23 protein-coding genes, 1 pseudogene and 1 riboswitch are annotated in these 24,213 nt (G+C 73.3%); of the genes and pseudogenes, 11 read left to right on the top strand and 13 right to left on the bottom strand.

From position 1 onward, the window contains the following. Positions 1–98: 98 nt before the first annotated feature. Positions 99–155, bottom strand: coding sequence for a trp operon leader peptide (locus ACH4DX_RS04435; RefSeq protein ID WP_107450524.1), 57 nt, complete (start codon positions 153–155; stop codon positions 99–101). Positions 156–199: 44 nt separating this feature from the next. Further along, positions 200–811: a TetR/AcrR family transcriptional regulator gene (locus ACH4DX_RS04440; RefSeq protein ID WP_398153943.1), complete on the bottom strand. Its 612-nt coding sequence runs from the start codon at positions 809–811 to the stop codon at positions 200–202. 51 nt (positions 812–862) lie between these two features. On the opposite strand from ACH4DX_RS04440, the gene ACH4DX_RS04445 reads away from it, so the two are divergent. The 3 genes from ACH4DX_RS04445 (at position 863) to ACH4DX_RS04455 (ending at position 3,816) form a co-directional block, all read left to right on the top strand. Continuing rightward, complete coding sequence (locus tag ACH4DX_RS04445) at positions 863–1,801, top strand: DUF2867 domain-containing protein (protein ID WP_398153944.1); 939 nt, start codon at positions 863–865, stop codon at positions 1,799–1,801. Between the two features lie 201 nt (positions 1,802–2,002). Next, on the top strand, positions 2,003–3,358 hold the full coding sequence (locus tag ACH4DX_RS04450; protein WP_398153945.1) for a class II 3-deoxy-7-phosphoheptulonate synthase: 1,356 nt from the start codon (positions 2,003–2,005) through the stop codon (positions 3,356–3,358). Between the two features lie 155 nt (positions 3,359–3,513). Then, entirely contained in the window at positions 3,514–3,816 is a 303-nt protein-coding gene (locus ACH4DX_RS04455; protein WP_398118089.1) for a bacterioferritin-associated ferredoxin, read from the top strand. On the opposite strand, the gene bfr is transcribed toward ACH4DX_RS04455, so the two are convergent. Next, positions 3,813–4,292: a bacterioferritin gene (gene bfr / locus ACH4DX_RS04460; protein WP_398117692.1), complete on the bottom strand. Its 480-nt coding sequence runs from the start codon at positions 4,290–4,292 to the stop codon at positions 3,813–3,815. The two genes, ACH4DX_RS04455 and bfr, sit on opposite strands and share 4 nt — an antisense overlap. Before the next feature lie 154 nt (positions 4,293–4,446). On the opposite strand from bfr, the gene ACH4DX_RS04465 reads away from it, so the two are divergent. After that, the gene (locus tag ACH4DX_RS04465) at positions 4,447–5,079 is read left to right on the top strand and encodes a sulfite oxidase-like oxidoreductase (protein WP_398117694.1); all 633 of its coding nucleotides are present in this window, start codon (positions 4,447–4,449) and stop codon (positions 5,077–5,079) included. A 30-nt stretch (positions 5,080–5,109) separates the two neighbouring features. Here the strand turns inward: ACH4DX_RS04465 and ACH4DX_RS04470 are convergent, their stop codons facing one another. The 5 genes and pseudogenes from ACH4DX_RS04470 to thiO all read right to left on the bottom strand — a co-directional run. After that, entirely contained in the window at positions 5,110–6,021 is a 912-nt protein-coding gene (locus ACH4DX_RS04470; protein WP_398153946.1) for a deoxyribonuclease IV, read from the bottom strand. A 180-nt stretch (positions 6,022–6,201) separates the two neighbouring features. Next, positions 6,202–8,205 (bottom strand): Stk1 family PASTA domain-containing Ser/Thr kinase, encoded by a 2,004-nt coding sequence (gene pknB, locus ACH4DX_RS04475; RefSeq protein WP_398153947.1) that lies wholly within the window; start codon positions 8,203–8,205, stop codon positions 6,202–6,204. 98 nt (positions 8,206–8,303) lie between these two features. Next, positions 8,304–9,098, bottom strand: coding sequence for a thiazole synthase (locus ACH4DX_RS04480; protein WP_398153948.1), 795 nt, complete (start codon positions 9,096–9,098; stop codon positions 8,304–8,306). Positions 9,099–9,102: 4 nt separating this feature from the next. Next, positions 9,103–9,324: a sulfur carrier protein ThiS gene (gene thiS / locus ACH4DX_RS04485; RefSeq protein WP_398117701.1), complete on the bottom strand. Its 222-nt coding sequence runs from the start codon at positions 9,322–9,324 to the stop codon at positions 9,103–9,105. A 218-nt stretch (positions 9,325–9,542) separates the two neighbouring features. Next, positions 9,543–10,715, bottom strand: a pseudogene (gene thiO / locus ACH4DX_RS04490) (glycine oxidase ThiO); the annotation flags it as partial. A 123-nt stretch (positions 10,716–10,838) separates the two neighbouring features. Next, positions 10,839–10,952: riboswitch (TPP riboswitch) on the bottom strand. Between the two features lie 82 nt (positions 10,953–11,034). Between thiO and ACH4DX_RS04495 the strand changes: the two are divergent. From ACH4DX_RS04495 to ACH4DX_RS04515, 5 genes are all read left to right on the top strand, one after another. After that, positions 11,035–12,258: an NAD(P)/FAD-dependent oxidoreductase gene (locus tag ACH4DX_RS04495; RefSeq protein WP_398153949.1), complete on the top strand. Its 1,224-nt coding sequence runs from the start codon at positions 11,035–11,037 to the stop codon at positions 12,256–12,258. Positions 12,259–12,440: 182 nt separating this feature from the next. Next, positions 12,441–12,806 carry an Rv2175c family DNA-binding protein gene (locus ACH4DX_RS04500; protein WP_398117705.1) on the top strand — a complete coding sequence of 122 codons (366 nt, stop codon included), beginning with the start codon at positions 12,441–12,443 and terminating at the stop codon, positions 12,804–12,806. A gap of 71 nt (positions 12,807–12,877) precedes the next feature. Beyond that, complete coding sequence (gene thiE / locus ACH4DX_RS04505) at positions 12,878–13,543, top strand: thiamine phosphate synthase (protein WP_398153950.1); 666 nt, start codon at positions 12,878–12,880, stop codon at positions 13,541–13,543. A gap of 250 nt (positions 13,544–13,793) precedes the next feature. Beyond that, positions 13,794–14,714 (top strand): methylenetetrahydrofolate reductase [NAD(P)H], encoded by a 921-nt coding sequence (gene metF, locus ACH4DX_RS04510; RefSeq protein WP_398117709.1) that lies wholly within the window; start codon positions 13,794–13,796, stop codon positions 14,712–14,714. Between the two features lie 45 nt (positions 14,715–14,759). Then, entirely contained in the window at positions 14,760–15,680 is a 921-nt protein-coding gene (locus ACH4DX_RS04515; RefSeq protein ID WP_398117711.1) for a hypothetical protein, read from the top strand. 142 nt (positions 15,681–15,822) lie between these two features. Here the strand turns inward: ACH4DX_RS04515 and ACH4DX_RS04520 are convergent, their stop codons facing one another. From ACH4DX_RS04520 to ACH4DX_RS04540, 5 genes are all read right to left on the bottom strand, one after another. Continuing rightward, the gene (locus ACH4DX_RS04520; RefSeq protein ID WP_398153951.1) at positions 15,823–17,358 is read right to left on the bottom strand and encodes a phytoene desaturase family protein; all 1,536 of its coding nucleotides are present in this window, start codon (positions 17,356–17,358) and stop codon (positions 15,823–15,825) included. Positions 17,359–17,480: 122 nt separating this feature from the next. Continuing rightward, positions 17,481–18,095, bottom strand: coding sequence for a DUF4126 domain-containing protein (locus ACH4DX_RS04525; protein ID WP_398153952.1), 615 nt, complete (start codon positions 18,093–18,095; stop codon positions 17,481–17,483). Positions 18,096–18,655: 560 nt separating this feature from the next. Then, positions 18,656–19,312 carry a TetR/AcrR family transcriptional regulator gene (locus ACH4DX_RS04530; protein ID WP_398117716.1) on the bottom strand — a complete coding sequence of 219 codons (657 nt, stop codon included), beginning with the start codon at positions 19,310–19,312 and terminating at the stop codon, positions 18,656–18,658. A gap of 29 nt (positions 19,313–19,341) precedes the next feature. Continuing rightward, positions 19,342–21,426, bottom strand: a complete 2,085-nt coding sequence (locus tag ACH4DX_RS04535) for a YhgE/Pip family protein (protein ID WP_398153953.1) — start codon at positions 21,424–21,426, stop codon at positions 19,342–19,344. Further along, positions 21,398–22,330, bottom strand: a complete 933-nt coding sequence (locus ACH4DX_RS04540) for an ATP-binding cassette domain-containing protein (protein ID WP_398153954.1) — start codon at positions 22,328–22,330, stop codon at positions 21,398–21,400. Before ACH4DX_RS04540 ends, ACH4DX_RS04535 begins: the two co-directional genes overlap by 29 nt. 172 nt (positions 22,331–22,502) lie before the next feature. Here ACH4DX_RS04540 and ACH4DX_RS04545 point away from each other — a divergent pair, with 172 nt between their 5' ends. Continuing rightward, a complete protein-coding gene (locus tag ACH4DX_RS04545) occupies positions 22,503–23,030 on the top strand; it encodes an SAV_6107 family HEPN domain-containing protein (RefSeq protein WP_398153955.1) in 528 nt (175 codons plus the stop codon). A 107-nt stretch (positions 23,031–23,137) separates the two neighbouring features. Next, positions 23,138–23,953 carry a methyltransferase gene (locus ACH4DX_RS04550; protein WP_398153956.1) on the top strand — a complete coding sequence of 272 codons (816 nt, stop codon included), beginning with the start codon at positions 23,138–23,140 and terminating at the stop codon, positions 23,951–23,953. Positions 23,954–24,213: the final 260 nt, after the last annotated feature.

Raw genomic sequence — 24,213 nt, forward strand, 5'->3', positions numbered from 1 at the left:
CGTAGAGCGGTGGGAGAGGAACGGCCGGCCCGGAATGGATCCGGGAACACCGAAGGCCGCCCCTCGGGGCGGCCTTCGCGAGTCGTGGGTACGCGCAGTCAGTGGGCCGCCGGAAGAGCGGGCCACCACCAGGAACGGGTCGAGTGCGCGAACATGCCCCGCACCCTAACGCATCGGCACGCCGACGCGGCGGCGTGTCTCAGGGGCGCGCCATGAGCACGTCCAGGGCTTCGTCCACATAGGCGCCGAACTCGTCGTCGCCGGGAAGCACCGACGGCGCGGCGTGCCCGAGCTGGGCGTGGCCCAGATACACCGTGACCGCGAGCAGACCGCGGCGGCGGGCCTCGGCGGCGGGGAAGCCGAGGGCGGCGAAGAGCCCGGCGACGTACGCCACCCGGCGCTCGGTGACGCGCCGCAGCGCCGCGGCGACCTGGGGGTGCGAGGCGGTCGCGAGCAGCGTGACCTCCAGGGGGTCGGCGGAGGCGGAGCCGATGGCCTCGGCGAACAGGCGCCGGACGCGGCGCCGGACGTCGGGCTCCGCCTCGACCTCCTCGATCGTGCCCTCGGTGCTGACCTCGGCCCAGCGTTCGAGTGCGGCCTCGATGAGGGCCTCGCGGTTCGCGAAGTGCCAGTAGAAGCTGCCCTTGGTGGCGCCGAGCCGGGCGGCGAGCGGCTCCACGGCGACCGCCGCGAGCCCGCCCTCGCCGATGGCGGCGAGCGCCGCGTCGGCCCAGTCCCGTGCGGTGAGCCGGGCCTTGCCGCCGGACCCCCGCGCGCCGGTTGCCGTTGTCCTCCGCTGCCGTTGCACCATGACCATACGGTACCGTACGGTCAGACATACGCCAGCGTATGGAGGTGCGTGATGGGTGTGGTGCGCAACGCACACGAGCGGGTCGTCGAGGCTTCGGCTGAAGACGTCGGGGCGCTGCTCGACCGGCTCTCCGGCCCGGACGACCCGCTCTTCCCGACCCCGGCCTGGCCCGCCATGACCTTCGACGGGCCGCTCGCGGTCGGCGCGGCGGGCGGCCACGGCACGGTGCGCTACGCGGTCGCCGAGTACGAGCCCGGGCGCCGCGTGCGCTTCGCCTTCACCGGGGCGGCGGGCGGCACCGGCGCGGCGGGTGGCTTCCACGAGATCTCCGTCGAGCCGCTGGGGCCCCGGCGCTGCCGGGTGCGGCACGTCATGGAGCTGGAGCCGAAGGGCCTTGAGCGGCTCCAGTGGCCCACCGTCGTCCGGCCCGTGCACGACACGATGGTCGAGGAGGTCCTGGACAACGTGGAGCGGGCCGCGGCCGGCGGCTGCGCCCACCCGGTGCGCCGGTCGCGCCGGGTGCGGCTCCTGCACGCCCTCGCCTGGGACCGGCCCGAGGCCGTCGCCGTCCCCGCGGCGGCCCGGCTGCTCCGCGCCTCCCTGGAGCGGCCCGCCCACCAGGACGCGTACCGCATGCGGATGCTCCCCGGGCTGCCCCGCGACCCGCGGGCCTGGGCCCCCATGCTGCGCGAGTCCTTCCCCGTGCTCGGCTGCGAGGGCGGCGAGCTGCTGCTCCGGGTGGACGTCGCGGGCCTGACGGCGCGCGCCTCGATCCTCGTCGACGAGGAGTTCGTCACGCTCAGCACGTTCGCGCGCCCCGACACCCGGCGCAGCCGCGTGTACTGGGGCGTGGTCCGGTTCGGCCACCCCGTCATGGCCAGGCTGACGATGCGCCGTACGCATCGCGCGCTGGCCCTCGCGGCCCCGAGCGCGGGTGAACGGGCCCTCGCCCGCTGTCCCGTCGGCCGGGACTGCCTCCCCGCGGTGTGAACCACGGCCACCCCGCTGACGTGCGGCGAACCCCCGGAAGCACCCATTCGAGCCCCTTCAGCGAAACCACACCGGAACGGGCCATCGGGTCATACTTGGTGCGTGCCATAGCAGAACACCGCACCATCGGGTAAAACGCCGGTCGTCTCATCAACCGAGCAGGGGCAAAGTCGCTTGACGGGACCCCGTAATGTTTACGCCGTGACCGTGAATGCTGATTCCCACGCCGTCGCCATCAACGCGACCTGGCGAGACCTGCCTGCGGCGCAGCAGCCCGAGTACCCCGATGCCGAGGCGCTGCGCGACGCCGTCGACGAGCTCAGCTCGTATCCTCCGCTCGTCTTCGCGGGCGAGTGCGACCAGCTGCGCTCCCGCATGGGCGCCGTGGCCCGGGGTGAGGCGTTCCTGCTCCAGGGCGGCGACTGCGCCGAGTCCTTCGACGGCGTGAGCGCCGAGCACATCAGGGCGAAGCTCAAGACGCTGCTCCAGATGGGCGCCGTCCTCACCTACGCCGCCTCGGTGCCGGTCGTGAAGGTGGGCCGGATCGCCGGGCAGTACTCCAAGCCGCGCTCCAAGCCCACCGAGACCCGCGACGGCGTGACGCTGCCGACCTACCGCGGCGACTCCGTCAACGGCTTCGCCTTCACCGAACAGGAGCGCGTCCCCGACCCGCAGCGCCTGAAGCGGATGTACAACGCCTCCGCCTCGACGCTCAACCTGGTGCGCGCCTTCACCACCGGTGGCTACGCCGACCTGCACCAGGTGCACGCCTGGAACCAGGACTTCGTGAAGTCGTCCCCGTCCGGGCAGCGCTACGAGCAGCTCGCGCGGGAGATCGACAACGCGCTCAACTTCATGCGGGCCTGCGGCACGGACCCCGAGGAGTTCAAGACGGTCGAGTTCTACTCCTCGCACGAGGCGCTGCTCCTGGACTACGAGACCGCCCTGACCCGCGAGGACTCGCGCACGGGCAGCCTCTACGACGTCTCCGGGCACATGATCTGGATCGGCGAGCGCACCCGGCAGCTGGACGGCGCGCACATCGAGTTCGCCTCGAGGGTCCGCAACCCGATCGGCATCAAGCTGGGCCCGACCACGACGGCCGAGGAGGCGCTCCAGTACATCGAGCGCCTCGACCCGGACCGCGAGCCCGGCCGGCTCACGTTCATCGTCCGCATGGGCGCCGACAAGATCCGTGACCGGCTCCCCGAGCTGGTCGAGAAGGTCACCGCGTCCGGCGCGACCGTCGCCTGGGTCACCGACCCGATGCACGGCAACACCTTCGAGGCGGCGTCCGGGCACAAGACCCGCCGCTTCGACGACGTGCTCGACGAGGTCAAGGGCTTCTTCGAGGTCCACAAGTCCCTCGGTACGCACCCTGGCGGCATCCACGTCGAGCTGACCGGCGACGACGTCACGGAGTGCGTGGGCGGCGGCGACGAGATCTTCGTCGACGACCTGCACCAGCGCTACGAGACGGCGTGCGACCCGCGCCTCAACCGCAGCCAGTCGCTCGACCTGGCGTTCCTGGTGGCGGAGATGTACCGCGACCAGTAGGGGCAGACCCTCGGGCAGCACAGTGGGGCACGGATCCATGTGATCCGTGCCCCACAGGCATACCCGGGGCTTTTGCGGTTCCGGGGTCATGGGTAAGGTTAGGTTAGCCTCACCGATCAATCGGTACGGCGCTACCCATGGACCCTGGTCGGGAGGTGAACCGCGTGTACGTCTGCAACTGCTTCGGGGTGACCGAGACGCAGGTGAAGCAGCACGCGGCGGACGGTGCCTGCACCCCCCGGCAGATCGCTTCGGCCTGCAAGGCGGGCACGGACTGTGGTTCGTGCGTACGCCGCATCCAGGCCCTGCTCGGCAGGGGCGCCTGCCCGCGGCGGGATCTCGTGGACCAGGGCGAGTCGGCCGTGGCGCTCGCCCCGGCGGCCGAGCTGCCCAAGATCCCCGGTATCCCGGGGATGCCCGGAGTGCCGGCGGAGCGGGAGCTCCCGGAGGCGGCCTAGCTGTCCGGCTGCTCGATGAGCTGTGCGATGTACAGCGGCTCGCCGAGCTTCTCGACGAGCTCAAGCTGGGTGTCGAGGTAGTCGATGTGGTGCTCCTCGTCCGCGAGGATCGACTCGAAGATGTTCGCAGACGTGATGTCGCCCTTGGCGCGCATCACCTCGATCCCGCGCCGGAGGCGGTCGATCGCCTCCGCCTCGACCTGCCGGTCCGCCTTGAACATCTCCGTCACGGTCTGGCCCACGCGCACATGGAACAGCCGCTGGTAGTTGGGCAGGCCGTCGAGGAAGAGGATCCGGTCGGTGAGCACCTCCGCGTGCTTCATCTCGTCGATCGACTCGGACCGGGTGTACTTGGCGAGCTTCGTCCAGCCGAAGTTCTCCTGCATCTTCGCGTGCAGGAAGTACTGATTGATCGCGGTCAGCTCGGCGGTCAGCTGCTCGTTGAGAAATTCGATGACCTCGGGGTCGCCCTGCATCGCAGAGGCTCCTTCCAAGCGGGTGACTGGGCAGGTAGCGGGCATCCTTGCACCGGCATCCTGGGGCGTCCAGTAAGTGCATGCTTAGTAGGAGTTGCCCGAATCCCCGTATACCTGGTCACGTCCACCGCCCGCGGTCTGTCAGGATGGAGGCATGGGTCAGCCGGTGAGTCGCGCATCTCGGGACGTAGCGGAACCGGATCTTCCGCCGGGGCAGCGGCTCCAGCGCGGCTGGCCGGTCACCCACTACGGCCCCGTGCCCAAGTTCCGTCCCGAGCGCTGGGAGTTCAGGGTCTTCGGAGCCACCGCCGACGGCGAGAAGCACTGCTGGACCCACGAGGAGTTCTCGGCCCTGCCGTACAGCTCGGTGGTCGGCGATTTGCACTGCGTCACGAAGTTCAGCATGCTCGGCGCCGAATGGGGCGGGGTGCTCGCCCGCGACCTGCTCGCCCTCGCGCCCCCGGCGCCCCAGGCGACCCACGTCATGGTCTGGGCCGAGTACGGCTTCAGCTCGAATCTGCGCATGGCCGACTTCGCCGCCGAGCGCACCGTCTTCGCCACCCACAAGGGCGGTGAACTGCTCACCGCGGAGCACGGTTTCCCACTGCGGCTCGTGGTGCCGCAGCTGTACGCCTGGAAGGGCCCCAAGTGGGTCCGCGGCGTCGAGTACATGACGGCCGACCGCCGCGGCTTCTGGGAGGAGCGCGGCTACCACAACGTCGGGGACCCCTGGCGCGAGCAGCGCTACTCGTACCAGGAGGAGCCCGGCGACGGCCCGGAGCTGTAGCGCCCCGCGCCGCGCCGCCGCGACGTCGGCTCAGATGTCCCTGAGCTCCTTCAGCCGGGCCACGTCCGCCGCGTGTCCCTCCTTGCCGCCCGGCGTCTCGATGACGAGCGGCACCCCCTCGGTCGCCGGGTGCAGCATCAGCTCGTGGAAGGGGTCGGCGCCGATGTGCCCGGAGCCGATGTTCTCGTGCCGGTCCTTGTGGGCGCCGACCACGTCCTTGGAGTCGTTGGCGTGCACCAGCTTGAGGCGGCCTTCGCCGACCGTGTCGACGAGCAGGTCGAGGGTCTGCTTCATGCCGCTCGGCCCGGTCAGGTCGTGTCCGGCCGCGAAGATGTGGCAGGTGTCGAGGCAGACGCCGAGCTTGGGGTGGGCGTCCAGGGCCTCGAAGTACGGCCCGAAGTCCCAGGTCCGCGAGCACAGCGACGCGCCCTGCCCCGCCGTCGACTCCAGGAGCAGGAACGGGTCGTCGTCGTGCGTCAGCTCGTCGAGGAGCGGAAGCACCCGCTCCCGCACCTGCCGCAGGGCCACCTCGCGCTCCCGCCCGCCCGTCGCCGAACCGGTGTGCACGACGACGCCGAGCGCCCCGATCTCCCGGCCGCGGCGCAGCGAGTGCCGCAGCGAGTCCACGGACCTCTCCACCGTCGCCTCGGTGTGCGAACCGAAGTTGATCAGGTAGGGCGCGTGGACGTAGGCGGGAACGCCCTGGTCCGCGCAGGCGGCGCGGAACGCCTCGTCCTGCTGCGGGTTGCCGGGCGGGGTGGCCCAGCCGCGCGGGTTGGCCACGAAGACCTGTACGGTCTCGGCGCCGATGTCACGCGCGTACGCGAGGCCCACGGAGGCGAGACCCCCGGCGACGGGGACATGGCTGCCGACGGGGTTGCGGCGGGCGCGGGCGGCGACGGGGGACGCGTCGGGGGATGCGGGGGACTTCTCTGTGCTCACCCTGTCCAGGGTGACACGGGTGCGGGGCGGGTCGGGAACGGGGTGGTCCCGGCCCGGGCGGTTCCGCCGCGGGGACCGGCGCGGTTCCGGCCCTCTCGGGGCGGCGGAACCGCGCCGCGCGGACGTACGCGGGTGTGCGCGGTTGTGCGCAGACGTACGCGGGTGTGCGCGTCCGTACGCCTAGCGGATCCGGATGGTGATCGTCGACCCCTTGGGGGCCTCGTCGCCGGGGTCCACGGACTGGTCCTTCACCGTGTCGCCGAAGATGCCGAGCAGACCGCGGTCCTCCTTGACGTCGAAACCGGCCTCGGTCAGCGCGTCCTTGGCGTCGCCGACGCCCATGCCCTCCACGTCCGGGACCTCGATCATCTCCGGCCCCTTGGAGAGCGTCAGGGTGACCGTGTCGCCCTCGGCGCGGATGGTGCCCTCGACCGGGTCCTGCTCGACGACCTCGCCCTTGTCCTCGTCGGACGAGAAGACCCGTTCCGGCGCGATCCGCACCTTCAGGCCCGACTCCTCCAGCTCCTCGCGGGCGTCGGCCTCCGGCTCGCCGGTGACGTCGCGCACCTCGACCTTCTCGCCCTTGCTGACGACGAGCGCGACGGCCGAGCCGGTCTTGCGGACCGTGCCGGGCTTGGGGTCCGTGCTGATCACGGAACCCTTGTCGACGTCGCTGCTGAAGTCCTTGGTGACCATGCCGGCGCCGAGACCCAGGCCGTCCAGCTTGTCCTTCGCCTCGTCGAGCGGGGTGCCCTCCAGATCGGGCACCTCGACGGTCTGCGCACCGAGGGAGACGGTCAGCGTCACCTTGCCGTTGTGCCGGATGCGCTCACCGACGCCCGGGTCGGTCGCCATCACCGTGCCGCGCTTGTCGGTGGCGCTGTAGGCACGCTCGACCTTGCCCACGTCGAGCCCAGCGCCGTCGAGGCGTTCGCGGGCCTGCGCCTCCGTCTTCGCGAGCAGCGGCGGGACCTTGGTGAACTGGCCGGAGTTGATGTACCAGACGCCCGCGCCGAGGCCGAGGGCGAGCAGGACGGCGGCTATGGCCGCCGTTATGCCGCGGCGGGTGTGCAGGCGCGCGCGCAGCCGCCGCGCCGCCGAGGCGGGTGCCGCGGGGGCCGCGGGCTCCGGCGGGGGCGTCCGCAGCACGCTGGTGTGGCTGAGCCCGTCCTGCCGGTACGCCTTCAGGGACGTCGTGGCCCGGTCCTCCGGCACGGACGGCAGGGGCGGCTGCGCGGAGCGGGCCGCGCGCGGGATGACGCTCGTACGGTCGCCGGAGTTGTCGTGGCCGTCGGGCTCCTCGTCCCTGGCCAGCGGAGGCAGGGCGTCCAGCTGGGTGTCGACGAGCGTGGCCCGGGCCTCGCGCAGCTGCCCGAGCAGCGCCACCGCGTCGTAGGGGCGCAGGTCGGGGTTGCGGGCGGTGGCCGATGCGACCAGCTCGTCGAGCTCCGGGGCGAGGCCCGGTACGGCGGCGGACGGCGGGGGCACGTCCTCGTTCAGATGCTGGAAGAGGACCTGGGCGGGGGACTCGCCGTGGTGGGGCTTGGCGCCGGTCAGCATCTCGTACAGCACGACCCCGGAGGCGTACACGTCCACACGGGTGTCCGCCGTGCCGTGCTCGATCTGCTCGGGGGCGAGGTAGGAGACCGTGCCGAGGACCGTGCCGGTGGTGTTGGTGACCGAGTCCACGGCCCGTACGAGCCCGAAGTCGGCGACCTTGACGCGGCCGTCGTCCCCTATGAGGACGTTCTCGGGCTTCATGTCGCGGTGCACGAATCCGGCGCGGTGCGCGGCGCCGAGCGCGGCGAGCACCGGCTCCAGGATGTCCAGGGCGGCGCGGGGGCGCAGGGCGCCGCGCTCGCGCAGGACGTCCCGCAGCGTGCAGCCCGCCACGTACTCCATGGCGAGGTACACGTACGGGCCGTCGGTGCCCTGGTCGAAGACGCCGACCACGTTCGGGTGCGCGAGCCGGGCCACCGACTTGGCCTCGCGGATGAAACGGTCGACGAAGGAGGCGTCGGCCGCCAGCGTCGGGTGCATCACCTTCAGGGCGAGCACACGGTCGAGGCGGGTGTCCACGGCCCGGTAGACCGTGGCCATACCGCCGACCGCGATCCGTCCGTCGACGCGGTAGCGGCCGTCGAGCACCTGCCCGACGAGGGGGTCCTTGAGGGTCGTGTCCACGGAGGGAGTCTACGAGGCGCCGCGCCGGGGGTGCGGGGCGTGGGCACCGGGGCGGCGACACTGCGGCACACCTGTGACCGTCGCGGCCCGCGCCGGGTTCAGAACGCCGGGCGCTCCGGGTCCAGGGCCGCCCGGCCCTCGGCGGGGGACGACGCCTCGGCGAAGTGCCGCCGCGGTATGCGGCCCGCCAGGTACGCGAGGCGCCCCGCGAGGACCCCGTGCCGCATCGCCTCCGCCATCAGTACCGGCTCCTGCGCCCGCGTCACGGCCGACGCGAGCATCACCCCGGCGCAGCCGAGCTCCATGGCGAGGGCCGCGTCCGACGCGGTGCCCGCCCCGGCGTCCAGGATCACCGGGACCCGGGCCCGCTCGACGATCAGCTGGAAGTTGTGCGGGTTGCGGATGCCGAGCCCGGAGCCGATGGGGGAGCCGAGCGGCATCACGGCCGCGCAGCCCACGTCCTCCAGCTTCCTGGCGAGCACGGGGTCGTCGTTGGTGTACGGGAGGACCGTGAAACCGTCGTCGACGAGCGTCTCCGCCGCGTCGAGGAGCTCCACCGGATCGGGCAGCAGCGTGCGCTCGTCCGCGATGACCTCCAGCTTCACCAGGTCGGTGCCGAGGGCCTCCCGGGCGAGCCGCGCCGTGAGCACCGCCTCGCCCGCGGTGTAGCAGCCCGCCGTGTTCGGCAGCACCCGGATGCCGAGCCGGTCCAGGACCGACAGGACGGACCCCTGCACCCCGGGGTCGAGCCGCCGCATCGCGACGGTGGTCAGCTCCGTACCGGATGCGGCGAGGGACCGGTCGAGGACGTCCAGGCTCGGTGCGCCGCCCGTGCCCATGATGAGCCGCGACGACAGCGTGAGGTCGCCGATGACGAAGGGGTCGTCCGCCATGCGGTCAGCCTCCCTGGACGGCGGTGAGGATCTCGACGCGGTCGCCGTCGCCGAGCACGGTGCGGGCCCACTGCGCGCGCGGGACCACGGTTTCGTTGAGCGCGGCGGCGACGCCGGACGGCGCGGCGGTCAGCTCGGCGACGACGGCGTCGAGCGTGGTCCCCGCGGCCACGTCTCGTACGTCTCCGTTGACGGATACGGCACATACGGCGAACGGCGTGGTCATGCGGACAGCTCCGTGAGGTTCGTGGGGGTGTGGGGTGCGGAGGGGGAGGCTTCCGGTGCTTCCGGTGCGTCCGGTGCGTCCGGTGCGTCCGGTGCGTCCGGTGACTCCGGCGGCTTCGGTGACCCCGGCGGTTTCGGCGGCTTCGGTGCCTCCGGCGACGTGCCTGGGGCGCCAGGTGGCACTGGCGCGCCCGCGGCGTCCTGCGCGCCCCGCGTGTGCGCCGCCGTGAACCTGCGCGGAGTGAACGCCCGCGCCTCCTCGGGCAGTTCGCCCGTCGTCAGGGCGTGCGCCATGACGTCCCCGGTGACCGGCGTCAGGAGGACGCCGTTGCGGTAGTGGCCGGTGGCCAGGTGCAGCCCTGCCAGCGCGGTGGGGCCGAGCAGCGGCGCGTTGTCGGGGGACCCGGGCCGCAGCCCCGCGCGCGTCTCGGTGAGCGGCAGCTCGGTGATGCCGGGTACGAGTTCGTGCGCGTCGCGCAGCAACTCGTACACGCCCCCCGCGGTGACCGTCGTGTCCCAGCCGAGCTCCTCACTCGTCGCGCCGACCACGAGTTCGCCGTCGGCCCTCGGTACGAGGTAGACGTGGCTGCCGCGCACGACCGCCCGCACGGTGCGGCTGAGGAACGGCGCGTACCGCTCCGGCACCGTGAGCCGCAGCACCTGCCCCTTGACCGGGCGTACTGGCGGCAGGACGTCGGCGGGGACCCCGGCGAGCCGCCCGCTGAGGCTGCCCGCGGCGAGGACCGTCTGGCCTGCGCCGAGCGCGGTGCCGTCACCGAGGACGACCCCGGTGGCCCGGTCCCGTACCACCGAGAGCTCCCGCGCCCACGCGCGCGTGAAGGTCACTCCGGCCCGCTCGCAGGCCGCGACGAGGGCCGTCGCGAGCTTGCGCGGGTCGACCTGGTGATCGCCGTCGACGCGCAGCCCGCCGCGCACCCCCGGAGCGAGCATCGGCTCCAGGCGGCGGCACTCGCGGCCGTTCAGCCACTCCGGTGTCAGGCCCGACTGCTTCTGGAAGGCGTGCAGCTCCCGCAGGTGGGCGCGGTCGTCGGAGTCGAGGGCGACGGCGAGTGTGCCGCACGCGCGGTAGCCGACGTCCTGCCCGGCCGCCTCGGCCAGCTCGGCCGCGAAGTCCGGGTAGCGGCGCGCGGAGGCCACGTTCAGGCCGAGCAGCGTCTGCTCCCCGTAGTGCAGCTCGGTGACGGCGGCCAGCATGCCCGCCGCGACCTGCGCCGCGCCGCCGCCCGGCTCGGGGTCGACCACGGTGACGGACAGCCCGCGCTGGGCCGCCCGCCAGGCGGTGACGAGCCCGATGACGCCGCCCCCGACGACGAGGACGTCACGGGGCGGTGCCTCTTCGGACGACGCCGCGGAGACGGATGCCGCGGGCACGGATGCCGCGGGCACGGATGCCGCGGGCACGGATGCCGCGGGCACGGATGCCGCGGACACGGACGTCGCGGACGGCGTGAGTGGTGTCGAGGTCGGGTCCAGTGGACTGTTCGGATGGGAACGCATGGGCGTCCAGCCCCTCCCTTCGCCGGCATGACCCGGATCAGGTTCGTACGGTCGGAGGCCGTCCCAGCCTCCCTCTCAGCCCGGTGCGTCCGGGCTCCCGCGAGTGCTCTGCACCGCCACCCTAGCCCGTCGCCCGGGGGCGGGTTAAGCCCGTCGTACCCGGCCGCGGACACGCCGCCCTACAGTTGATCGGGTGAGCGAGCAGCAGAAGCGGGTGGAGGCGGGGCGCCGCGTCGTGATCGTCGGCGCGGGCATGGCCGGGGTGCAGTCCGCGGTGGCGCTGCGCGAGCAGGGCTTCAGGGGCGCGGTCACCGTGCTCGGCGCGGAGCCCCATCCGCCGTACGACCGGCCGCCGCTGTCCAAGGCGGTGCTGCTCGGCACGGCGGACGGCGCCGCCTTCGACATCGACTTCGAGGCGCTCGGCATCGAGGTGCGGCTCGGCGTGCACGTCACCGGCGTGCGCCCCGCCGACCACGAACTGGACACCGGGGCGGGCCCGGTCCCGTACGACAGCCTGGTCCTCGCGACCGGGGCGGAACCGATCCTGCTGCCCGGCTCCGAGGGCGTACCCGGCGTGCACGTGCTGCGCACCCTCGACGACGCCGAGCGGCTGCGCCCGGTCCTGGCGGGACGGCACGACGTCGTGGTCGTCGGCGCGGGCTGGATCGGCGCCGAGTTCGCCACCGCGGCGCGCGAGGCGGGCTGCGCCGTGACCGTGGTGGAGGCCGCCGACCGTCCGCTCGCGGGCGCCCTGCCCGCCGAGGTCGCCGCCCCGATGACGGCCTGGTACGCGGACGCGGGCGTCGACCTGCGCACCCGCGCGCGCGTGCGGCGCGTCGAGCCGGGCGCGGTGTTCCTCGACGACGGCACCCGGCTGTCGGCCGACGCGGTCGTCGTCGGCATCGGCGCGCGGCCCGCCACGGCGTGGCTCGCGGGCTCCGGCATCGCGCTCGGCGCCCACCACGAGGTACTCGCCGACGACCGGCTGCGCACCTCGGCGCCGGACGTGTACGCGGTCGGCGACTGCGCGTCCTTCCCCTCGGGCCGGTACGGGGAACGGCTGCTCGTGCACCACTGGGACAACGCCGTCCAGGGCCCGCGCACGGTCGCCTCCCGCATCATCGGGGAGACCCCGGCGGTGTACGACCCGGTGCCGTACTTCTGGTCCGAGCAGTTCGGCCGCTTCGTGCAGTACGCGGGCCACCACGCCCCCGGCGACGAGCTGATCTGGCGCGGCGACCCCACGACCCCGGCCTGGACGGTCTGCTGGCTCCGCGACGGCGCCCTGACCGCCCTCCTCGCGGTGGGCCGCCCCCGGGACCTCGCCCAGGCCCGCAAACTGATCGAAGCAGCGACTCCCCTGGACCCGGCCCTGACGGCGGATCCGTCGATCCCCCTGAAGAAGGCCGCAGCCTGACGTTCCCAGAGGCACGGGACTTCCCCCCTGTGGGCGGCTGATCCGCCCGGAGGGTGGAACGGGCGGGCACAGGCATCACTTCCGGCCACCTCAAGGCCCCCGGCACCCCCGGGGGGCACCCCCGAGCCCCCGGCGCCCCACCCCGGCTACCGGCTCCCGGCCAGAAATGGCACGCTTGATCCGTGACCGAGATTGACGCAAAGACCGATGCTCTCGTCCCCGCCTGGCTGCACCTCCCCGACATCGCCGAGATGCTCGATGTCGAGGTGACGCGCGTGCGCCAGCTGGTCAAGGAGGGCCAGCTGATCGCCGTGCGCCGCGGTGAGAACCGCGCGCTCCAGGTGCCCGCCGCCTTCATCGACGGCGACAAGGTGGTCAAGGGCCTCGTCGGCACCTTGACGCTCCTGCGGGACGACGGTTTCACCGACGAAGAGGCCCTCGAATGGCTCTTCACCCCCGACCCGAGCCTGCCCGGCACCCCCGCGCAGGCCCTGAGCGAGAATCGCGGGACGGAGGTGAAGCGCCGCGCGCAGGCGCTCGCCGTCTGACCTGGAACAAACCTTCCGGCGTACGGGCCACACCCGTGGCCCGTACGCCGCCGACACGGGGGGACCTCTCCATGGCCACCGACACGGCGGGCGCGCCCGAGCGCGCCCGGCTCGCCGACGCGCTGCTCTACCTGTGCGTGGACGCGCGCAAGCGCCAGGGCGACCTTCCGCAGTTCCTCGACGCCGTCCTCGCGGGCGGCGTGGACATCGTGCAGCTGCGCGACAAGGGCATGGAGGCGGCCGAGGAGCTCGAACACCTGGAGGTCTTCGCCGACGCCGCGCGCCGGCACGGCAAGCTCCTCGCCGTGAACGACCGCGCGGACGTCGCCCACGCCATCGGCGCCGACGTGCTGCATCTGGGCCAGGGCGACCTGCCGGTGCCGGCCGCCCGCGCCGTCCTCGGCGAGCGGGTCCTGATCGGCCGCTCCACGCACGCGGAGCACGAGGCCGCCGCGGCCGCCGTCCAGGAGGGCGTGGACTACTTCTGCACGGGCCCCTGCTGGCCGACGCCCACCAAGCCGGGCCGCCACGCACCGGGGCTCGACCTGGTCAGGTACACGGCCTCGCTCGGCACCGACCGCCCCTGGTTCGCCATCGGCGGCATCGACGCGGGCAACCTGGACGAGGTCATCGAGGCGGGCGCACGCCGCGTGGTGGTCGTCCGTGCCCTCACGGAGGCCGACGACCCCGGGGCGGCCGCCGCGGACTTCGCGAAGCGGCTGCGTACGGCCCCCTGACAAGAACGGGCAGGAACGGTCCGGAACGGCCGGGCGTGGCCCGGCGCGCTCCGGCTCGGTCCGGCGCGGGACGCAGCTGTGGCCCGGTCTCCACCGTACGGCGTTTCGACGCGAGGACCCAGATCTCCCGGGCGTACGGCTGTTTGATCAACCCCCCTATGGTGTCCGATGCGTGGACAACAAGCCGACTAACAGGACAAATGACCAACGTGCGGTTGGGGGACCGTCCGGGCCTGGCTAACCTGCCGGTATGGCCCTAGGAACTGCTTCCACCAGGACTGACCGCGCACGCACCGTGCGCGACATGCTCGCGACCGGCAAGACCACGTACTCGTTCGAATTCTCGGCGCCGAAGACCCCCAAGGGCGAGCGGAACCTGTGGAACTCGCTGCGGAGGGTCGAGGCCGTCGCGCCGAGCTTCGTCTCCGTGACCTATGGAGCGGGCGGTTCGACGCGGGCGGGCACCGTGCGCGAGACCCAGCAGATCGTCGCCGACTCGACGCTCACCCCGGTCGCCCACCTCACGGCCGTCGACCACTCGGTCGCCGAGCTGCGCAACATCATCGGACAGTACGCCGACGCCGGTATCCGCAACATGCTGGCCCTGCGCGGCGACCCGCCCGGCGACCCGATGGCCGACTGGGTCAAGCACCCCGAGGGCCTCAACTACGCCGCCGAACTGGTGCGGCTCATCAAGGAGTCGGGCGACTTCTGCGTGGGCGTGGCCGCGTTCCCCGCGATGCACCCCCGCTCCGGTGACTGGGAGTCGGACGTCAGGCACTTCGTCGACAAGTGCCGCGCGGGCGCCGACTACGCGATCACCCAGATGTTCTTCCACCCCGAGGAGTACCTGCGCCTGCGCGACCGCGTCGAGGCGGCGGGGTGCGGGACACCGATCATCCCGGAGATCATGCCGGTGACCAACGTGCGTCAGCTGGAGCGATTGCCGCAGCTCAGCAACGCGGACTTCCCGCCCGCCCTGAAAGAGCGCATCCTCTCGTCCAAAGACGACCCCGCCGCTGTACGCTCCATTGGCATCGAGTTCGCGACGGAGTTCTGTGCGCGGCTGCTGTCCGAGGGCGTGCCCGGGCTGCACTTCATCACGCTGAACAACTCCACGGCGACGCTGGAGATCTACGAGAACCTCGGTCTGCACCACCAGCAGGCCTGACCGGTCGTACCCCTGTGGCCGCGGCCGTGGGGGAGAGGGGCGTACATGGGCTGGACGGTCCTCTACATCGCGTTCGGTGCGGTCGCGCTGTGGCTGCTCGGCGAGGTGCTGTTGCAGTACAAGGCGCGGCTGCGCTGGCGGCTTCTCGCGTTCGTCGGCTTCCTCGGGGTCGTCGTCGGCGTGCTGATGCCGTCGGTGGTGGTCATCGCCGTCGGCGCGATCGCGTTCGCCACCGGGCAGACGCAAGTGACGCTGTCGTTCCGCCGCGGCTTCGCGACGGGCTGGGCGCTCGGCGGGAAGCCGGGCGCGAGCAGGCGGCGCAAGGCCACCGGTGCGCGGGCCGCGCATCCCGAGCCGACGCTCCAGGTCTCGGACCTGGAGTACGAGGCCGTGCCCGAGCCCGAGGCGGTGGCGCCCGGCGACGCGGAGTCACCGGCCGCCGGTCCCGCCGCGTACGCCCCCGAGCCCATGCCCGACGACACCGCACAGTACGGCGTCTACAGCGAGGCCGCGGACACGGCGTACGCCCCGCCCGCCTCCGCGGACGGCTACGGCTTCGCCGCGTACCCCGGGTACGACCCCCAGGGCCCGGACCGGGGGGCGGAGCAGCAGGACGCGCTGCACCTCGCGTACGGAGAGACCGGCGAGCAGCGGTACGCCGCCTACTCCGACCCGTACATCGGCACCCAGACCTATGGCGCGCAGCCGGGCTACGACTCCTACGGGGACCCGCAGCCCTACGCGCCCTACGGCGGCGACACCTACGGCGGCTACCAGGACACCCCGCCCGGGGGCGTCTGGGTCCCGCACCAGCGCACCGGCGAGCCCGCGCCACCGTACGGCGGGGAACTGCCGCCCGAGCAGCCTGGCTACCCGCCCTTCCCCGACGAGGCGGCGCCGGGGGCCCCGGGCGACCCGTTCGGCTATCAGCCGGAGGTCGGCGGGGAGCAGCAGTACCGGTACTGAGGGCGGTGCCGCCCGTGACCGTACAGAAGCGGCCGAGCTGTTCATAGCCGTACTGAGGGCGGTGCCTCGCGCAGTCGCGCAGCCGTACTGAGGCCGGTGCCACTCGTCGTCGCGCAGCCGTACAGAAGCCGTGAGCGCTCGCTCACTGCGATCCGCGGAACTCCGGCCCCTCCACGATGAGACCGGCGACCAGCGTGCCGGACATGCCCGCGTGCGGCAGGCCGCCGCCGGGGTGGGACCAGCCGCCGACCGTGTGGAGCCCCGCCACGGCCGTGCTGTTGGCGGGGTGCAGATGCCTCCCGGAGTCGGCGGCGAGCGTGGGCGGCGGGACGGCGCCGCCCTCGGCGCCGGTGGCCTCGGCGATGTCCGCGGGGGTGCGGACCTCGTGCCACAGGAGCCGGTCGGCCAGGCCGGGGACCACGGTGCTCGCACGGTCCAGGAGCCGGCGGACGTCCGCTGCGGTGACCTCGGCTCCGGCCGCGACCGTGGCGGTCAGCGTGACCGCCTCGTGGTCCGCGTCCGGGACGGCCGTCGGGTCGTCCGGGCGCAGCACGGTCAGGGTCGGTGAGACGGGCAGGGCGGGGGCGCCCTGGGGTGCGGGGGCGCCCGGAGTTCCGGGGGTCGCGAAGACCCGGTCGAGTTCGTCCGCGCGGTCGGCGGTGTGCAGGACCGTGCGGTGCGGTGTGCCCTCCGGGCGGGCGCCGCGCAGGGCGAGCAGGACCGTGAGGCGGCTTGGCAGGCCGGAGCGGGCTGGCACGTCCTGCGGCGCCCGGGCGGCCGTGCCGCCGGACAGCAGCGCGGCCAGCGCCCGCGGGGGCACCCCGGCCACCACGAAGTCCGCGTCCACGACGGACCCGTCGGCGAGCTCCACGCCCGCCGCGCGGCCGTCCTTGTCCACGACGCGCACCACCGCGGAGTCGAAGGCGAACTCGACCCTGCGGGCCAGGCACCGCTCGTACACCGCTGTGGCGAGCGCGCGCATGCCGCCGCGCGCCGCCCACGAACCGAACGTCTGCTCCATGTAGGGCAGCACCGCGGCGCTCGCCGGGGCCGTGCGCGGGTCCAGGCCGCGGGCGAGCGCGAAGTGCTCAAGGAGCGCGGTCAGACGGGGCTCGCCGGCCAGCTCGAACTCGGCGACCTGCGCCAGCGTGACCGCGCGCCGCTCCCGGCGCAGCAGGCGCTTGTGGGCCACCGAGGGGTAGGGCTCACGCTCGGCGAGAACCTGCCAGTTCGGCCACAGGGGCTCCTCCAGGAGGGGGCGGCGGGTGCGGTCCCAGGCTTCCCGCGCGCGATTCATGAACGCCGCCCAGCGGGCGCCCGCGCCGGCGCCGAGTGCGGCGTCCAAAGCCTCGCCCACCCCTGCCCGGGAGGCGTTCGGCAGGTCCGCCGCCGTGCCGTCCGCGAAGACGTGCCGGACGGCGGGCTCGACCTGGGACAGCTCGACGCGGTCCTCCAGGGGCTGCTTGCCCGTCTTCACGAACAGATCGCGGTAGACCGCGGGCAGGTGCAGCAGCGAGGGGCCCGTGTCGAAGCCGAAGCCGTCGCGCCGCACGCTGCCGAGCGCGCCGCCGTACGTCCCCGTGCGCTCGTGCACCACCACCCGGTGGCCCGCGACGGCCAGCCGGGCGGCGGCCGTCATGGCGCCCATCCCGGCGCCGATCACCACAATCCGTGCCATGCCAGGGACTGTATCGGCACCCACTGACAGCGCCGCCGGGGGCCGCTCGGGCCGGGGGCCGCTCGGCCCCAAGTCCGTTCGCTGCCGCCAAGGCCCGCTCGGCCCGGGGCCGTCCGGTCCCGTCAGCCCGGTGAGCGCCTGCCCGCCGAGGCAAGGCGCCGCTCCTCGCGGCGCTGTGCCCTGCGCCGCAGGAACCGCCGGATGCGGTGGGCGAGGAAGAGCAGCAGCACGAGCCCTGCGACCAGCAGCACGGCCGCCACGATCGCCGCAGCCTCGGGGTGGAACATCGCGAAGCTGACGACCCCGCCGACGCCGAGGTCCTCCGCGGTGCTCAGGACGAGGTTGCTGAACGGCTCGGGCGAGGTGTTGACCGCCATCCGCGTCCCGGCCTTCACGGCATGGCTCGCCAGGGCGGTCGAGCCGCCGATCGCACCCGCGGCCACATCCGGCAGCGAACCACTCTGCCCCGCGAGCAGCGCGCCCACCACCGCCCCGGACACCGGACGGACGACGGTGTGCACGGCGTCCCACACCGAGTCGACGTAGGGAATCTTGTCGGCGACGGCCTCACAGGCGAAGAGCACACCCGCGGTGACCAGCACCCAGGGGCTCTGCAAGGACTCGGGCACCTCGTCGGACAGACCCGTGGCCCCGAAGACACCGAGCAGCAGGATCACCGCGTAGGCGTTGATCCCGCTGGCCCAGCCACTGGTGAACACCAGGGGAAGTACGGACACGAACGCGATCGTAACCAGTAGGGCACGTTCCGGCTCGGTGGTGAGCGGCCCGGCCTGAGTATCCGTACTCAGTGCTGGAGATGAGTACGCGCGCGGATGGGCCACGACCTGCGCGGAAGGGAGAGTGAGGGCACGGAAAGGGGCGCGGCACCGGCACCGCCGACACGGGGCGGCGGAACGGGCGGCGCCCTCAGCCGTTCCTCCCGCCCACGGCGGGAGGGGGAACGGGGGACCGGGGGGCGACCACGGGGGGTCGTGCGGGGGAGCGCATCGAGCGCCGGTCCGGCGGGACCAGGGCACCTGGTCCCGCCGGACCGGCGCCGCGCGAGGCGCCGATCGGGTGAACCGGACCCCCTCACGGCGCCTGCGGGCGACCTGCCACCCGCCGCGCCTCACGCCACCCTGCGCCGCCCCCGCGGGCGAGCCTTCCGCTGACCCGCCCCCGCGGGCGAGCCTTCCGCTGACCCGCCCCCGCAGGCGAGCCTTCCGCTGACCCGCCCCCGCGGGCGAGCCTGCCGCCGACCCGCCCCCTCAGGCCAGCCTGCCGCCGACTCGCCCCCTCAGGCCAGCCTCCCGCTGACCCGCCCCTGCAACAGCCGGGAGAGCGCCGCGTGCACGTCGTCGAGTGAGCGCTCCGACTGGAAGGCCTGCCAGTCCAGGGCCGCCACCAGGACCATCCCGACGAGCGCGGCCGCCGTCAGGGGGACGTCGATCTCCTCGCTCAGCTCGCCGCTGGCCACCCCGCCGCGCAGCACGTCCTCGACGACCGCCACGGCCTGTTGCCGCACCACCATGAGCGTCGACTGCCAGGCACGGTTGGTGCGCCACAGCTCGGCCACGTAGAGCTGGGTGAAGGCCGGATAGCGGTCGATGAAGACGAGCCCTGCGCGGATCATTGCGTCCAGCGCGTCCACATGGCCGCCGCCCTCCTGGGAGGCCTCGTCCGCCGCCGTCTTCAAGGAGGCGGTGAGCAGCCCCACGCCGTGCCGCAGCAGCTCTTCGAAGAGGACCGACTTGCTGGCGAAGTTGTAGTAGACCGTGCCCTTCGCCACCCCCGCCCGTTCGGCGATCTCGTCGACTGTCGTGGCGGAGAACCCCTGTTCCGCGATGAGGGTGACGGCGGCTTCGTACAGCTTCTGCCGAGTGGCCTCGCGCCGCGTGCTGCTCGCGCTGGTTGCGCTACTCGCGCTGCTTGCGCTGCTTGCGCTGTTTTCCATGGGCTTGATTTTCACAGGTTCCGCCACGTTCACAGGCTCAGCTCCGGGTGCAGCCGGTCGAGAGTCCACACCTGTCTGCGGCGCGCGGAGACAGCGGTGAGCGCGAGCGCGCCCGCCGTGAACGCGGTCAGGACCGCGCACGCCGTCCACACCGGACCGAGGCCGCCGCCCGTGATGAGCCTGCGCAGGGCGTCGACGACGTGACTCATCGGCAGGTACGGGTGGATCGCGCCGAAGAACGCCGGGCTCGTCTGCACCGGGTAGGTGCCGCCCGCCGACGTCAACTGGAGCATCAGGAGGGCGAGGACGAGGATCCGCCCCGCCGCTCCGAAGCGCGCGTTGAGCCACTGCACGATCGCCGCGAAGCAGCACGTCACCAGCGCCAGGAAGCCGATCGTCCCGGCGGCACGCTCCATCTGGAGGCCGAGTCGCCAGTGCAGCACCGACATCAGGGCCGCCACTTGCAGCGTGCCGATGGCGGCCACCGGCAGCCAGCCCGCGACGGCGATGCGCCAGGCGGGCGCGCCCGCGGCGAGGGCGCGCCGGTTGAGCGGCTGGATCAACATGTACGCGACCATCGCGCCGACCCACAGGGACAGCGGGATGAAGTACGGGGCGAAGCCCGTGCCGTAGTTGGGCGCCTTGTGCAGGGACTGGGAGGCCAACCGCACCGGGTCGGCCATGACGTCCGTGCGCCGGTCGCGGTCCCGCTTGTCGTAGTCGGGGATCTTCTTGACGCCGTCGTGCAGTCCGCCCGCCAACTTCTGGGTGCCGTCGGCCAGTTTGAAGATGCCGCCGTCGAGATCGCTCGCGCCCGTCCTCAGGTCGCCGACGCCGGTGTCCAGCTTCGTGGCGCCGGTCTTGGCGGTACCGAGGCCCTTGTGCAGCTTCCTGGCGCCCGCGGAGACGTCGCCCGCGCCCTTGTTCAGCTCGTTGATGTCCCGGACCGCCTTGTCCAGGTCCTCGTCCAGGTGCGGTGCCCGGTCGGCGAGGGCCTGGGCCTTGCGCTGGAGCTTGCCGAGGTCCCGGTCGAGCCGGGCGAGGCCGCCCGTCTGGTCCTGGACGAGGGTGTCGACGTCGGTGGCGACGGTCGCCACGTCGGCGGCTGCGTCCTTCGCCTTCTTCAGGTCCGGGCACGCCGGGTCGGGCGCGGGGAGGTTCTCGCAGCGCCTTTCGTAGACGCCGTCCATGGCCGCCGAGCCCTTCTCGGCGCTCTCAGCCGCCGCCGGTGCCGCCTCGACGAAATCGTCCAGGTGACGGCGTACCGCCTTCGAGGAGTCGGCCACCAGCTGCGCGCTGTCCCCGATGGTCCTGCCGTTGTCCTTCAGGTACGGGCGGACCTTGCCGGCCACGCCGTTGACCTTGTCGGCCAGCTTCTGCGTCCCTTCGGCGAGCCGCCGCGAACCCTCCTCCAGGTCACCCGCTCCGGTGTGCAGCTTCTTGACACCCCCGGCCAGCTTCCCGCTGCCCTCCTTGGCGTCCTCCAGGCCGTCGACGAGCCGCTGCGAGCCCTTCTTCGCCTTCCCGATGCCGCCCTCGATCCGGTCGGCGCCCCGCGCGGCGTCCTGCGTCCTGCCGTGGATGTCGGAGAACGAGATGAAGATCTTGTCGAGCATGTTCCGGGACGCCTTCGTCGACGCGGCCGAGCGCACCTCGGAGAAGACGGTCCGGGAGATCTGGCCGACGATGTAGTTGTTGGAGTCGTTGGTGCGCACCCGCAGGGCGCCCGTCTCCGGGGAGTCGCCGGAACTGGAGCCCACGCGCCTGCTGAAGTCGGACGGCATCGTCAGGGACAGGTAGTACGAGCCGTCCGCGACGCCCGCACGCGCCTCGCTGTCGCTCACCTCGTGCCACTCGAACGTCTTGCTGTCACGCAGCCGCTCGACGATGTCGTCGCCCGCGGTGACCTTCTTGCCGTCGACGGTGGCGCCCCCGTCGTCGTTCACGAGAGCCACCGGGATCCTGTCCAGACGGCCGTAGGGGTCCCAGAAGGACCACAGGTACAGCGCGCCGTACAGCAGGGGCAGCAACAGGAGGGCCACCAGGGCCGCACGCGGCAGCCTGCCCCTGCCGAAGCGCTTGAGCTCAAGCGCGGCGAGCTTCGGCGACCGCATCGGCTGCGTCCTTGTCGGTGTCAGGGGTGTCGGGGGTGTAGTGGGAGTCGGGGGTGGCGTGGGCGTCGGGGGCTTCGCGGGTGGTGTGGGCGGTATGGGCGTCGAGGGTCTTGTCGGAGTGGTCGGCGTCCGCGATGTCGTCGGCGCCGTCCGTGCCCGCGGTGGCATCCCCGCCGGCGGGGGCACCGGCGTACGCGCGCGTGGCCGACGGCGCCGTCGAGACGACCACCACCCCCTCGGGGGCCTCACGGCACACGGCCACCACCGTCGTCCCCCGCTCGGCGACGGACCGCAGCAGCGCCCAGGCCTCGTCCCTCTCGGCGTCCGAGAGCTTCAGGTCGAGGTCGTCGACGCCGAGCAGCCGGGGCCGCCCCATCAGCGCGAGCGCCACGGAGAGCCGCAGCACCTCCAGGCGGTCCAGATCCCGTACGGAGGTCCGCGCACCCTTGGGCAGCGCCTCGACGTCGAGTCCGGCGGCCCGCACCGCGTCGTCGACGCACAGCCGGGAAGCGGCGGCCCGCTCCGCCTGCGGGCGGAGCAGCGCGCGCAACGGGCTCTCGAACCGCCGTTGAAGGAGCGCGCGCTCCCGCAGGTGCTCGGCGACGGTCAGCGCCGGGTCGAGGTCGGTGACGCCGGGCACATGGGCGACCGCGCTGATCCCGCGCCCCGCCGCGAGCTGCTTCGGCAGCCGGAACCGCCCCACCGACGCCGTTCCCTCGGTGGCGCGCATGCGCCCGGTCAGGGCGAGCAGGAGACAGGTGCGGCCGGAGCCCGACGGACCCTCGACCGCGACGAGCGCGCCGGGCCCCGCGGCGACGCCGACCCCGCGGAACGCCCAGCCACGCGGACCCTTCAGGCCGAAGTCCACCGCATCGACGGCGGCGCCGTACGGACGACCGTCCACGGCCCACTCCCCTCTTCTGTACTGACCAGTCAGTACAGAAGCTAACCGGAACGTGCGGGCGAGACAACGGGCCCGACGGCAAAGGCCCAGGTCAGGCCGGATTGTCAGTGGCGTACTTCACGATGGGCACATACGGCCACTGCGCCGTCACACAGACGACAGGAGGTTCGTCATGGCCAGCACCAACGCAGCAGCCGCACACCGGCGCCGCGCCCTCGGCCCTGCCCCCTCACTGACCGGTCCCGCGAGCGACGTCCACCCGGTGCTCCGCCGGGCCACGGCTCCGCCCGCCGCCCTCGAACTGCTCGCCCAGGCCCGCGCCGGACTCGACGAGGCGGCGCACCTGGACACTCCGAACGAGCGCTACGCCACCGCCCACCTCGCCGCCCTGCGCACCGCCGCCGCGGTCCTCGCCGCCCGCGGCCGCCCCGAGCTAGCCCCGCGACGCAGGCAGCGCATCCGAAGCGCCTGGGAAGTGCTTCCCGAGATAGCCCCCGAACTGACCGAATGGAGCGCCCTGTTCGCCTCCGGGGCCGCCCGCAGGGCCCGCGCGGAGGCGGGCATCCAGGGTGCCGCGAGCAACCGGGACGCGGACGACCTGCATCGGGACGTCTCGATGTTCCTGCGCCTGGTCGAGCGGATGCTCGTGCTCCAGCCCGTGCTGCCCCAGCCACGACAGGAGTCGCCGGACGCGAGCTGACCTGCCGGGGCGGGCGAAGCGCCTCCTCGATTCCCATTAGGGTGGGAGCGCCCGCACCGAACAGCCCGCCGCAGATCAGGCGGAGCCGCGCCGAGGAGTCAACTGCCGTGTCGGACCCGATGCGCCCCCGCGCTTCTCTCCGTACCGCCGTGGTCTGGGACGTCCTGAAGGACGCCCTGGACCGCCGGGTCAAGGCCACGGCACAGGGGCCGGACGGCGCGTCCGGGGGCGGCGCGGGACCGGTCGCCCTCGACGTGCTCGACACCGGCGGCGGCAGCGGCAACTTCGCGGTGCCCGTGGCCGCCCTCGGGCACCGCGTCACCGTCGTCGACCCCAGCCCGAACGCCCTGTTCGCCCTGGAGCGCCGCGCCGCCGAGGCCGGTGTCGCCGACCGCGTGCGCGGCGTGCAGGGCGACGTGCACGGCCTCTTCGACGTGGTCGAGCGCGGCGGGTACGACGCCGTGCTCTGCCACGGCGTCCTGGAGTACGTGGACGACCCGGCCGAAGGCGTGCGGAACGCCGTCGGCGCGCTGCGTCCCGGCGGTGTCCTCAGCCTGCTCGCCGCGGGCCTCGGCGGTGCCGTGCTCGCCCGTGCGCTCGCCGGGCACTTCAGCGAGGCGCACCGGGCGCTCGGCGACCCGGCCGGGCGCTGGGGCGAGAGCGACCCCGTGCCGCGCCGCTTCACCGCCGAGCAGCTCAGCGGCCTCGTCGAGGGTGCCGGGCTGCGCGTGGGCGCCGTGCACGGCGTGCGCGTCTTCGCCGACCTGGTCCCCGGTGTCCTCGTGGACACCGAGCCGGGCGCTCTCGACGCCCTGCTCAAGCTGGAGGCCGCCGCCGCGGAGCTGTCCGCCTTCCATGCGGTGGCCACGCAGCTGCACGTGCTGGGTGAGACTCCCGGGGCCGATGGGACCCCCGAGTCCTGAGAGGTCCCCGGGGCCTGAGTGGCCCCGGCTCCGGTGTGTCGCGAGTGACGGCTGGGACCGGGTCGCTGATCAGCGGCGCAGCGGCACATGGAGTACGCCACAGGCGCCCCGAACGGGCTACTGGCGCCGTATGATCGAGGGACACCGTCCGGCATGACGGACCGGTCGCTGGGGAATGCAGGCTTCAGCGAGCCGGAGCGACCTGGCGGTCCGGTTTGGCGAAGTTGGCGCAGAGGGGCGGGTTTCACGGGGGCGATTCC

The sequence above is a fragment of the Streptomyces sp. NPDC017940 genome (genome assembly GCF_044328435.1).
Lineage (GTDB): Bacteria > Actinomycetota > Actinomycetes > Streptomycetales > Streptomycetaceae > Streptomyces.